At 72.7% G+C, this 12,363-nt stretch carries 9 protein-coding genes; all 9 read left to right on the forward strand.

The genetic code is table 11. The annotated features are described in order from the left end of the window. Nucleotides 1–179 precede the first annotated feature (179 nt). The 9 genes from ACFV2S_RS30595 (at nt 180) to topA (ending at nt 12,282) form a co-directional block, all read left to right on the forward strand. The gene (locus ACFV2S_RS30595; RefSeq protein WP_385566171.1) at nt 180–2,498 is read left to right on the forward strand and encodes a sodium-translocating pyrophosphatase; all 2,319 of its coding nucleotides are present in this window, start codon (nt 180–182) and stop codon (nt 2,496–2,498) included. A gap of 183 nt (nt 2,499–2,681) precedes the next feature. Next, nucleotides 2,682–3,407, forward strand: a complete 726-nt coding sequence (locus ACFV2S_RS30600) for a small secreted protein (protein ID WP_385566174.1) — start codon at nt 2,682–2,684, stop codon at nt 3,405–3,407. A gap of 94 nt (nt 3,408–3,501) precedes the next feature. After that, nucleotides 3,502–5,067, forward strand: a complete 1,566-nt coding sequence (locus tag ACFV2S_RS30605; RefSeq protein WP_385566178.1) for a methyltransferase — start codon at nt 3,502–3,504, stop codon at nt 5,065–5,067. Then, entirely contained in the window at nt 5,064–6,068 is a 1,005-nt protein-coding gene (locus tag ACFV2S_RS30610) for an ArsR/SmtB family transcription factor (RefSeq protein ID WP_385566182.1), read from the forward strand. The genes ACFV2S_RS30605 and ACFV2S_RS30610 overlap by 4 nt, the downstream gene beginning before the upstream one ends. A 76-nt stretch (nt 6,069–6,144) precedes the next feature. Beyond that, complete coding sequence (locus ACFV2S_RS30615) at nt 6,145–7,161, forward strand: ATP-binding cassette domain-containing protein (protein WP_385566186.1); 1,017 nt, start codon at nt 6,145–6,147, stop codon at nt 7,159–7,161. Beyond that, entirely contained in the window at nt 7,158–7,931 is a 774-nt protein-coding gene (locus ACFV2S_RS30620; RefSeq protein WP_385566189.1) for an ABC transporter permease, read from the forward strand. Before ACFV2S_RS30615 ends, ACFV2S_RS30620 begins: the two co-directional genes overlap by 4 nt. A gap of 59 nt (nt 7,932–7,990) precedes the next feature. Then, the gene (locus tag ACFV2S_RS30625) at nt 7,991–8,809 is read left to right on the forward strand and encodes an ABC transporter permease (RefSeq protein WP_385566195.1); all 819 of its coding nucleotides are present in this window, start codon (nt 7,991–7,993) and stop codon (nt 8,807–8,809) included. Nucleotides 8,810–8,977: 168 nt separating this feature from the next. Further along, nucleotides 8,978–9,175, forward strand: a complete 198-nt coding sequence (locus ACFV2S_RS30630; RefSeq protein ID WP_385566200.1) for a hypothetical protein — start codon at nt 8,978–8,980, stop codon at nt 9,173–9,175. 272 nt (nt 9,176–9,447) lie between these two features. Continuing rightward, nucleotides 9,448–12,282 carry a type I DNA topoisomerase gene (gene topA, locus ACFV2S_RS30635; RefSeq protein ID WP_385566204.1) on the forward strand — a complete coding sequence of 945 codons (2,835 nt, stop codon included), beginning with the start codon at nt 9,448–9,450 and terminating at the stop codon, nt 12,280–12,282. Nucleotides 12,283–12,363 lie beyond the last annotated feature (81 nt).

Below are 12,363 nucleotides of genomic sequence, written 5' to 3' on the forward strand. Positions count from 1 at the left end.
GCGCGGCGGCGCGCGCGGCGCGCCGCGCCCCCCCGCCACTCTCACCATCACCCCTCCACCCCCCCCCCCCCCGCCGGCGCCCCCCCCAAATTCGGCGTGCCGGGTGGGCGCGGGGTGCCCTCGCCCACGAAACGGCGCATCCCCGTATGCACCGGTTCGTCTCCCTATGATCCGTCTCCATGTACCCCACATCTCTCGCCGCGGCGGTGCTCACCAGCGGGAACCGGACGATTGTGATCGTCGTCGCGGCCATCGCCCTGGCCGCCCTGGTCGTCGCCCGGCTCCTCGTCCGCCAGGTGCTCGCGGCGGGTGAGGGCACCGAGAGGATGAAGGAGATCGCCGCCGCCGTGCAGGAGGGCGCCAACGCCTACCTCGCCCGGCAGCTGCGGACCCTCGCCGTCTTCGCGGCCGCCGTGTTCTTCCTGCTGATGCTGCTGCCCGCCGACACCTGGTCGCAGCGCGCCGGACGGTCCCTGTTCTTCCTGGTCGGGGCGTTGTTCTCGGCGGTCACCGGCTACATCGGGATGCGGCTCGCCGTACGGGCCAACGTGCGGGTCGCCGCCGCGGCCCGGGAGGCCACGCCGGGGCCGGGCGAGCCCGAGAAGGACCTGAACGAGGTCGCCCACCGGGCCATGCGGATCGCGTTCCGCACCGGCGGGGTCGTCGGCATGTGCACGGTGGGCCTCGGGCTGCTCGGGGCCTCCTGCGTCGTGCTCGTCTACGCCGCCGACGCGCCCAAGGTCCTGGAGGGATTCGGCCTGGGGGCCGCGCTCATCGCGATGTTCATGAGGGTGGGCGGCGGCATCTTCACCAAGGCCGCCGATGTCGGCGCCGACCTCGTCGGCAAGGTCGAGCAGGGCATCCCCGAGGACGACCCGCGCAACGCCGCCACGATCGCCGACAACGTGGGCGACAACGTCGGGGACTGCGCCGGCATGGCGGCCGACCTCTTCGAGTCCTACGCGGTGACCCTGGTCGCCGCGCTCATCCTCGGGAAGGCGGCCTTCGGCGACCACGGTCTCGCGTTCCCCCTGATGGTGCCGGCGATCGGTGTGGTCACCGCCGTGATCGGCATCCTCGCGGTCGCCCCGCGGCGCGCCGACCGCGGCGGCATGAGCGCGATCAACCGCGGGTTCCTGGTCTCGGCGGTGATCTCGCTCGCGCTGGTCGCCGTCGTGTCCTTCGCGTACCTGCCGTCCTCGTACGCCGAGCTGGAAGGCGTCACCGAGCCCGGCATCCACGGCCACGGCGGCGACCCGCGGGTCCTCGCCCTGGTCGCGGTCGCCCTGGGCATCGTCCTCGCCGCGCTCATCCAGCAGCTCACCGGCTACTTCACCGAGACGAGCCGGCGGCCGGTCAGGGACATCGGCAAGTCCTCCCTCACCGGCCCCGCGACCGTCGTCCTCGCGGGCGTGGCGCTCGGCATGGAGTCCGCCGTCTACACGGCCCTGCTGATCGGGCTCACGGTCTACGGGGCGTTCCTGCTCGGCGGGGCCTCGATCATGCTGGCGCTGTTCGCGGTGGCCCTCGCCGGGACGGGTCTCCTCACCACCGTCGGCGTGATCGTCGCGATGGACACCTTCGGTCCGGTCGCGGACAACGCCCAGGGCATCGCGGAGATGTCCGGGGACGTCACGGGCGCGGGCGCGCAGGTCCTCACCGACCTCGACGCCGTCGGCAACACCACGAAGGCGATCACCAAGGGCATCGCCATCGCCACCGCCGTGCTGGCCGCCTCGGCGCTCTTCGGCTCGTACCGGGACGCGATCGCGACCTCGGTCGCCGATGTCGGGGAGTTCGGCGTGAGGGCGGGCGAGGTGACACTCTCGATGGACATCTCGCAGCCCAACAACCTCTTCGGCCTGATCCTCGGCGCGGCCGTGGTCTTCCTCTTCTCGGGGCTCGCGATCAACGCCGTGTCCCGCTCGGCGGGGTCGGTGGTCTACGAGGTGCGGCGGCAGTTCCGCGAACACCCCGGGATCATGGACTTCACCGAGAAGCCGGAGTACGGGCGGGTCGTGGACATCTGCACCAAGGACGCGCTGCGCGAACTCACCACGCCCGGGCTGCTCGCCGTGATGGCCCCGATCGCGGTCGGCTTCGCGCTCGGCGTCGGCCCGCTCGGCGCGTACCTCGCGGGGGCGATCGGTACGGGCGCGCTGATGGCGGTCTTCCTCGCCAACTCCGGTGGCGCGTGGGACAACGCGAAGAAGCTGGTCGAGGACGGGAACCACGGCGGCAAGGGCAGCGAGGCGCACGAGGCGACCGTCATCGGGGACACGGTCGGCGACCCGTTCAAGGACACGGCGGGTCCGGCGATCAACCCGCTTCTGAAGGTGATGAATCTGGTGGCGCTGCTGATCGCCCCCGCGGTCGTGCGGTTCGGTTACGGCGACGACGCGAGCGCCGGGCTGCGGGCGGCGGTCGCGCTGGTCGCGCTCGCCGTCGTGGTGGGCGCGGTGCGGGTGTCCAAGAGGCGCTCGGTGGCGGTGTCCTGACGTGCTGTCCGCGTCGGTCCGGCGTGGCGTCCGTCTCATTCCCGGGAGTTTCGGAGGTGATCGTGAGACACATCGCTTGGTTCAAAAGGTGGCAATCTGGGCGGAATCCGTCGCACGAAAGGTGGAAGTAGCCCGTTCGGCGTGTATGTTCCGGGGCCGAGAGCCTTGGAAGGGACCGATCCGTTGAACAAGAAGCTTGCGGCCGCACTGTCCGGCGGCGCGGTACTGGTGCTCGCGCTGTCGGGTTGCAGCGACGACGAGGGCGACAAGGTGGGTGACTGGGCCAAGACGTTCTGCGACCAGGCCAAGCCCCAGATCCAGAAGCGGGCCGACGCCCACCAGATCATCATCTCGACCGCTGCCGACAGCAAGCCGGCCGAGATCCAGGCCGCCGACTCGAAGGCGTTCCAGGACATCGCGAACGCCGACCGCGCGCTCGCCAAGGCCGTCGAGGCCGCCGGCGCCCCGCCCGTCGAGAACGGCGAGAAGGTCCAGCAGGACGCGATCAAGGAGCTCAACGCCACCGCGGTGGCCTACGAGGGGCTCAAGAAGCAGGTCGACGCGCTGGACCCGACGAACCAGCAGAAGTTCGCGGACGGTCTCCAGAGCGTCGCCGACGGCCTGACCAAGATCGAGAAGATGGACCAGAACGCCCTGTCCAAGCTGGAGGAGGGCGAGCTCGGCCAGGCGATGGCGAAGCAGCCCGGCTGCCAGAAGCCGACGGCCTCGGTCCCGCCGAAGACCTCCGGCTCCCCGCAGCCCGGATCCACGTCCGACGCCGGTTCGACCGACGGCTCCACCGCGGGCTCGGACGCGGACGCGGACTCCGACTCCGGTTCCTCGGACCCGAGCAAGAAGCCCTCCGCCAAGGCGACCAAGAAGTCCACGGTCGCGAAGACCGAGGAGTAGGACCCGGGGCCGATCGGCCCGGCGGTGGCGGCGATCCGCCGCACCCCGCCGGGTCGGCCGCCCGGATGTCGGTGGCGGCCGTCACAATGGAGCGGTGAGTACGACCAGCCTGCCTCCCGCCCTCCCGGTGCCCGCGCACGCCGCCCGTCTGCGCGAGGCCCTGCTCGCCGCCGACTTCACCGCCGACGGTCTGCTCGACCTGCTCGGCGCCCCGGCGTACGCGGCGCTCGCCCGCAGCGAGACCGTGCCCGCCCTGCGCGCCACCCGTGGCGACACCCCGCTGGAGACCCTCGTCCGGCTCTTCCTGCTCCAGGAGCCCGTCGCGGCCGACCGGGCCGCCGCCGCGCTCCCCCTCGACGAGGCCCTCGCCGACGGCTGGGTGGTCCGCGAGGACGGCGCCGTCCTCGCCACGGTCGACGTCCGGCCGTACGGCGGACCCGACGGCGAGGACTGGTTCATCGTCTCCGACCTCGGCTGCGCCGTGGGCGGAGCCGGAGGGATCGGCAAGAAGGACGAAGGGGTCGTCCTCGGCGTCGGCGGTGCCTCCACCACGCTCGCCGGCCTCACGGTCCGTACGCCGGTCTCCTCCGCGCTCGACCTCGGCACCGGTTCCGGCATCCAGGCGCTGCACGCCGCCCAGCACGCCACCCTGGTCACCGCCACCGACCTCAACCCGCGCGCCCTGGACTTCACCCGGCTCACCCTCGCCCTGTCCGGGGCCCGGGAGGCCGAGCTGCTGACCGGCTCGCTGTTCGAGCCCGTCGACGGCGACACGTACGACCTGATCGTCTCCAACCCGCCGTTCGTGATCTCCCCCGGCGCCGGACTCACCTACCGGGACGGCGGGATGAGCGGCGACGACCTGTGCCGCACCCTCGTGCAGCAGGCCGGGGAGCGGCTCAACGACGGCGGATACGCCCAGTTCCTCGCGAACTGGCGGCACGTCGAGGGCGAGGAGTGGCAGGAGCGGCTGCGGTCCTGGGTGCCGCGGGGCTGCGACGCCTGGATCGTGCAGCGCGAGGTCCAGGACATCACGCAGTACACGGAGCTGTGGCTGCGCGACAGCGGCGACCACCGCGGCGACCCGGAGGCGTACCGGGCGGCGTACGACCGCTGGCTCGACGAGTTCGAGGCGGGCAAGACCCGCGCGGTGGGCTTCGGCTGGATCACGATCCGGCGGAACGAGGCCGTGGCGTCGGGCGCGGTCGAGCCCTCGATCGTCGTCGAGGAGTGGCCGCACCCCGTCGAGCAGCCCCTCGGTCCCACCGTCCTGGCCCACTTCGAGCGCCAGGACTACCTGCGCGGCCACGACGACGCCGCGCTCCTCGCCGACCGGTTCACCCTCGCGCCCGAAGTGGTGCAGGAGCAGGTCGGGCTGCCGGGCGCCGAGGACCCGGAGCACGTGGTGCTCCGGCAGAACCGGGGCATGCGCCGCGCCACCCGGGTCGACCACGTCGGGGCCGGGTTCGCGGGCGTGTGCGACGGCACGCTCAGCGCGGGCCGCATCCTCGACGCGATCGGGCAGCTGATGGGCGAGGACCCGGTCGTGCTCCGCGACCGCACCCCGCAGGCCATCCGGCTGCTCGTCGAGGAGGGCTTCCTGCTCCCGGTGACCGAGGCGGCGGACGACCCGTCCGCGGCCGGAGAGGGCGGCGCTTGATACGGATCGAGCTGGACGGGGCCTCGCTCGGGGCGACCCGGATCGCGATCAGTCCGCTGCGGGACGCGTTCTGCGCGATGCACCTCGCGCTGCCGCACCGACACCCCTCGTGGCCGTACCAGGGCTGGGTCGGGCAGGCGCGCGAGGTGTGGCGCGAGGACGACCGGCTCCGGCCGCTGTGGGACCTCTTCGCCGAGGGGCGGTACGAGGTCTCCGACTTCCTGCTGCCGCGGCCGTTCGGCACGGTCCACGTCCACGAGGAGCTCGCCGCCCTGCGGGCCACCGACCCGGAGTTCGTCCGCGCCCAGGTGGCCGAGTGCTACCCCGGCATGGCCGACGCGCCGTTCGTGCAGCCCTACCTGAAGGACCCGGAGGCCGCCTGCGCGGCGCTCGCCGACGCGTACGCCGCCTACTGGGAGGGCGCGATCGAGCCGTACTGGCCGACGATGCGCCGCCTCGTCGAGGACGAAGTGCTCGTCCGGGCCAGGACGTTCGCCACGGAGGGCGTCGACGCGCTGTTCGCGGGCCTGGAGTCGCGGGCGCGGTGGCAGCCGCCCGTGCTCGAACTGACCAAGCACATCGACGCGGAGTACGCGCCCGGCGAGCGGCGCCTCGTCCTCGTGCCGCTGGTCTTCGCCGAGGGCTGCCGGCTCTACTCCACCGACGACCCCGAGGTCTTCGCGGTCAGCTTCCAGGCCCGGGGCGCGGCCGCGCTGCGCGAACCGGCCGAGCCCGTCGCCGAGGACCGGCTCGGGCTGATGCTCGGCAAGGGCCGGGCGGCGGTCCTGCGCGAGCTGGGCGGGCCCCTGACCACGGCCGGGCTCGCCGACCGGCTCGGCCTCGCGCCCAGCACGGTCTCCGAGCACCTGTCGGTCCTCGCGGAGGCCGGCGTCGTGACCCGCCACCGCGTCGGGCGTTCGGTGTACTACCAGCTGACGGACACGGGCCGTTCGCTGCTGGCGCTGCTCGCCGGGCAGGACGTGCTCGCGGCGGTGGCGTGAGTCCCGGGGAGGCCGACGATTCGGGGCCTCCCGAATCGATGGCCCGGGCCTTCCTCCGGCTCCTAACGTCCGGCGCATGCTCGCAATCGAGGCGGACGCGCTGCGCCGCACCTACACCAGCAGGACCGGGTGGCCGAGGTCCCGGCGGACCGAAACCGAGGCCGTGCGCGGGGTCACCTTCGAGGTGGCGCCGGGGGAGCTGTTCGGCCTGCTCGGGCCCAACGGCGCCGGGAAGACCACCACCATCAAGATGCTCAACACCCTGCTGCTGCCGACCTCCGGCACGGCCCGGGTGTTCGGCCACGACGTGGCCCGCGAACCCGTCGCCGTACGCCGCAGGATCGGGTACGTCTTCGGCGGCGACCGGGGCCTGTACGACCGGCTCTCCGCCCTCGACAACCTCCGCTACTTCGCCGAGCTGTACGGTGTGCCCGCCCGCGACCAGAAGCGGCGCATCGCCGAACTCCTCGATCTGGTCGGCCTGGTGGGCCGGGAGAAGGAGCGGGTCGAGGGGTACTCGCGCGGCATGAGGCAGCGCCTCCACATCGCCCGCGGGCTGCTCCACCGCCCCGACGTCCTCTTCCTCGACGAGCCGTCCATCGGCGTCGACCCCGTCGCCGCCCGCGATCTGCGCCGTACGGTCGCCGACCTGGCCGCCGCCGGCACCACCGTCCTCCTCACCACCCACTACATGGCCGAGGCCGACGAGCTCTGCGACCGGATCGCCGTGATCGCGGGCGGCCGCATCCGCGCCCTCGGCACCCCCGAGAGCCTCAAGTCGCGCGTCGGGGACCGGGACGTCCTCGACATCGAGGCGTACGGGGCGGGCGAGGAGGTCCTCGACCGGGTCCGGCGGGTGCCCGGTGTGCGGGGCGTGTCCGCCGAGGACCGGGGCGCGGTCCAGACCCTGAGCGTGCAGACGGACCGCGGTGCCGAGCTGCACGCACCGGTCCTCGCCGCTCTCGACGGGGTGCGGATCGGGCGGGTCGTCAGCCGCGAACCCTCCCTGGAGGACGCCTACATCGCGATCGTGGAGGAGACGGCGGCCGGTGGGCCGGCGGCCCCCGCCGAGCCGGACGGGGTGCCCGCGTGATCCGCGTCCTGCGCCCGATCGGGGTCGGGGTCCGCACCCACGTCTCGTACATGTCGCGCTCCCCGATCGAGATCACCTTCGCCGTCCTCGTCCCGCTCGTCTACGCGACCCTCGCCGTCTACCTCTTCCGGGCCGCCGGCGACCCGGACCGGCTGCTGACCGCCTCCGTCGGCGCCGGACTCATGGGCATCTGGGGCTCGGTGCTCTTCGGCTCGGGCGGCGCGGTGCAGAACCAGCGCTGGCTCGGCACCCTGGAGACCCTGGTCGCCGCGCCGACGCCGCTCGCGCTCGTGCTCCTGCCGATCACCCTCGCGACCGCCGTCATCGGCACGTACGCGATGGGAGCGACCGTCCTGTGGGGCGTCCTGCTCTTCGGCGTGCCGCTCGACTTCGCGCACCCGCTGCTCTTCCTCGTCGCCGTCCCGGTGTGCGTCCTGGCGCTCGGCATGACGGGGCTGCTCCTCGCCGCGACCTTCGTCCTGCTGCGCAACGCCAACGCCCTCGCCAATCCCCTCGACACGCCCGTCTGGCTGCTGTCCGGGCTGCTCGTGCCCGTCACCGTGCTGCCCGCCTGGACCCACCCCGTCTCCTGGGCACTGCCCACGACCTGGGGCGCGCGGGCCGTGCACGCGGCGACCTCCGGCGGGGACGTGATCACCCCGCTGCTCACCGCGCTCGCGCTCGGCGCCGGATACGCCCTCGCCGCCGTCCTCGTCCTCGGACGGGTGGAACGCCGGGCCCGCGCCGCCGCCACCCTCGCCCTCACCTGAACGCCCCTCCCCCGACCGCTCCTCCGCCCGAACACCCCCGCCTGAAAGGCCACCGTCGGATGCTCCGCTTCCGGTGCCGACTGCTCGGCTTCCGCTTCCACGCCTCCTCCCGGCTGCTCGTGGTCGGCGGGGCCCTCTCGTACCGCGCCCTGTTCAACTGGACCACCCCGCCGATGTTCATCGGAACGCTGCTGGTCGGACCGCTTCTCCAGGTCTTCTTCTTCGTCTTCCTCGGCCGGGAACTGGCGGTCGCCGACGATCGTTTCCACCTCGTGGGCAACGCCGTCCTCGCAGCTTCCGCCTCCTGCGTGTACGGCGGCACGATGGCCGTCGCCAACGAGCGCCGGTACGGCACCCTCGGAGCCGTCCTGCTCTCCCCCCGGCGCAGGGTCCCGCTGTGGCTCGGGCGAGCCCTCCCGTACGTCGTCAACGGGCTGTTCGTCAGCGCCTTCGTGCTCACCGTCGCCGCACTCGTCCTCGGGCTGCCCGTGCCCGCCGGGGCGCTGCCCGGGCTGGGGCTCGTGCTGCTCGTCGCGGCGGCGGCCTGCTCGGCGTTCGGGCTCGCGCTCGGGGCGCTCGGGCTGCGCTTCCGCGACGTGTTCCTCGTGTCGAACGTGGCCAGTTCCGTGCTGCTGCTCCTGACCGGCGCCGCCGTGCCGCGGGAGACGCTGCCCGGGTGGATGCGGGCGGCCGGCGAGCTGCTGCCGCTGACGCACGCGGCGGACGCGGCGCGCGGGCTGACCGCCGGCGGAGGCCTGGACGGGAGTCTGCTCGGGGCCGAGCTCGCGGTCGGCGCCGGATGGGGGCTGCTCGCCGTCGTCCTCCTCGCCGCCTTCGAGCGGGGGAGCCGCCGCCGCGCCACCCTCGACACGATGTGACCGGCCCGGACACGGGAACGGGCGGAGCGGGTCACTACCGGCCATCTTCGTGAAAAGCGTACGAGACGGCCCGCTCCGTTCACCCGGAGTTCGCGCCTGCGATGCCCGGGGGTGCCAGCCTCGGCGGCGAGAGGCGAACACCGCACGTGAACGGAACGGGGTACGGGCATGGAGAGCGGGCCGGCGATCTTCGCGGGGGCGGCGTTCACGCTGTTCGGAGGCGCGCTGCTGCTGTGGACGACCGTACGGGCGCTGCACGGCCAGCCGGTGGCCCACGGCGTCGCCCCGCGCACCGCGGTCGCGCTGACGACCCTCTCCGGAGCCGTCTTCCTGGCCCTCGGCCTCTGGTGCTTCGGCCGCCTCTGATCCCCGCCCGCACTCTCCTCCGGCGCCGCCCCCGATCCCTCCGGGGACGGCGCGCGCCGTGACGTCCGCCCCGCCCGACCGGGAGTCCGGGCGGCAGGAATGCCAGGACTCGGGTTACCGTTCGAGTGGCCGTTGCGGGCTTTCGCCGTTTGACACGGGGGCGGGTTGTACCGTCACACTCCGCAGCGACGGGAGCGTCACCGTCCGTGCCGCTGTCGTACGTGCCAGTGCCGTACGTGCCAGAGAGTGTCGATCCGGAGAGAAGAGCGAAGTTGTCCCCGACCAGCGAGACCGCACACGGCGGCCGCCGACTCGTCATCGTCGAGTCGCCTGCCAAGGCGAAGACGATCAAGGGCTACCTCGGCCCCGGCTACGTCGTCGAGGCGAGCGTCGGGCACATCCGCGACCTCCCCTCCGGCGCCGCCGAGGTGCCGGAGAAGTACACGGGCGAGGTGCGCCGCCTCGGCGTCGACGTCGAGCACGACTTCCAGCCGATCTACGTCGTCAACGCCGACAAGAAGGCCCAGGTCAGGAAGCTCAAGGAGCTCCTCGCCGAGTCCGACGAGCTCTTCCTCGCCACCGATGAGGACCGCGAGGGCGAGGCCATCGCGTGGCACCTCCAGGAAGTCCTGAAGCCCAAGGTCCCGGTCCACCGGATGGTCTTCCACGAGATCACCAAGGACGCGATCCGCGAGGCCGTCGCCAACCCGCGCGAGCTGAACCAGCGCATGGTCGACGCCCAGGAGACCCGACGCATCCTCGACCGCCTCTACGGCTACGAGGTCTCGCCGGTCCTGTGGAAGAAGGTCATGCCGAAGCTGTCGGCGGGCCGCGTCCAGTCGGTGGCCACCCGTCTCGTCGTCGAGCGGGAGCGCGAGCGCATCGCCTTCCGGTCCGCCGAGTACTGGGACCTCACCGGCACGTTCGGCACCGGCCGCTCCGGTGACGCCTCCGACCCGTCCCAGCTGGTCGCGCGCCTCGCGACGGTCGACGGCAAGCGCGTCGCCCAGGGCCGCGACTTCGGCGCCGACGGCCGGCTGAAGACCGACAGCGTCCTCCACCTGAACGAGGAGAACGCGCGGTCGCTCGCCGCCGCGCTCGCCGAGACCTCCTTCTCGGTGCGCTCGGTCGAGTCGAAGCCGTACCGCCGCTCCCCGTACGCCCCCTTCCGGACCACCACCCTCCAGCAGGAGGCGAGCCGCAAGCTGGGCTTCGGTGCGAAGGCGACCATGCAGGTGGCGCAGAAGCTGTACGAGAACGGCTTCATCACCTACATGCGTACGGACTCCACGATCCTCTCGGACACCGCCGTCACGGCGGCCCGGGCGCAGGTCACGCAGCTGTACGGCGCCGACTACCTGCCGGAGAAGCCGCGCGTCTACGCGGGCAAGGTCAAGAACGCCCAGGAGGCGCACGAGGCGATCCGGCCTTCGGGTGATCGTTTCCGCACCCCGGCGGAGACCGGCCTCACCGGCGACCAGTTCAAGCTGTACGAGCTGATCTGGAAGCGGACCGTCGCCTCCCAGATGAAGGACGCGACGGGCAACTCGGTCACCGTGAAGATCGGCGGCACCGCCGCCGACGGCCGCGACGCCGAGTTCAGCGCCTCCGGCAAGACGATCACGTTCCACGGCTTCATGAAGGCGTACGTGGAGGGGGCCGACGACCCGAACGCGGAGCTCGACGACCGCGAGCGGCGCCTCCCGCAGGTCGCCCAGGGCGACGCGCTGACCGCCGAGGAGATCACGGCGGACGGCCACGCGACCAAGCCGCCGGCCCGCTACACCGAGGCCTCGCTGGTCAAGGAGCTGGAAGAGCGCGAGATCGGCCGCCCGTCGACGTACGCCTCGATCATCGGCACCATCCTCGACCGCGGCTACGTCTTCAAGAAGGGCACGGCGCTCGTCCCGTCCTTCCTGAGCTTCGCCGTCGTCAACCTCCTGGAGACGCACTTCGGGCGACTCGTCGACTACGACTTCACCGCCCGGATGGAGGACGACCTCGACCGCATCGCGCGGGGCGAGGCCAAGTCCGTGCCGTGGCTGAAGCGTTTCTACTTCGGTGAGACCGAGGGCGGTACGGCCGCCACCGGCGGCGCCGCGGACGCGGGCAACGGCGACGGCGACCACCTCGGCGGCCTCAAGGAGCTCGTCACCGACCTCGGTGCCATCGACGCCCGCGAGATCTCCTCCTTCCCCGTCGGCAACGGCATCGTGCTCCGCGTCGGCCGCTACGGCCCGTACGTCGAGCGCGGCGAGAAGGAGCAGGAGGGCCACCAGCGGGCCGACGTGCCCGAGGAACTCGCGCCCGACGAGCTGACCGTCGAGCTCGCCGAGGAGCTGCTCGCCAAGCCGAGCGGTGACTTCGAGCTGGGCACCGACCCGGTCAGCGGCCACCAGATCGTCGCCAAGGACGGCCGCTACGGCCCGTACGTGACCGAGATCCTGCCCGAGGGCACCCCGAAGACCGGCAAGAACGCGGTGAAGCCGCGCACGGCCTCCCTCTTCAAGTCGATGGCGCTCGACACCGTCACCCTGGAGGACGCGCTCCGGCTGATGTCCCTGCCCAGGGTCGTCGGCGCGGACGCCGAGGGCGTCGAGATCACCGCGCAGAACGGCCGCTACGGCCCGTACCTGAAGAAGGGCACGGACTCGCGGTCGCTGACCGACGAGGACCAGCTCTTCACGATCACGCTCGACGAGGCGCTCGCGATCTACGCCCAGCCGAAGCAGCGCGGCCGGGCCGCCGCCAAGCCGCCGCTGAAGGAGCTCGGCACCGACCCCGTCAGCGAGAAGCCCGTGGTCGTCAAGGACGGGCGCTTCGGCCCGTACGTGACCGACGGCGAGACCAACGCCACCCTGCGCACCGGCGACAGCGTGGAGACGATCACGCCGGAGCGCGGCTACGAGCTGCTCGCCGAGAAGCGGGCCAAGGGACCTGCGAAGAAGACCGCCAAGAAGGCCCCCGCGAAGAAGACCGCGGCGAAGAAGACGGCCACGAAGACGGCGGCGAAGAAGACCACGGCCGCCAAGAAGACGGCCGCGAAGAAGACGACGACGGCGAAGACGACCGCCGCCAGGAAGACGGCGGCGGCCAAGCCGGAGTAGGGCCCTCAGGGGTGCGTGGGAGGGCGGGCGAGGGTGCGCCCGCCCGCCCACCGTTGTGGGGGCGCGGGCCGCGGGTAGCAC

Source organism: Streptomyces sp. NPDC059695, from assembly GCF_042733785.1.
Classification (GTDB): domain Bacteria; phylum Actinomycetota; class Actinomycetes; order Streptomycetales; family Streptomycetaceae; genus Streptomyces.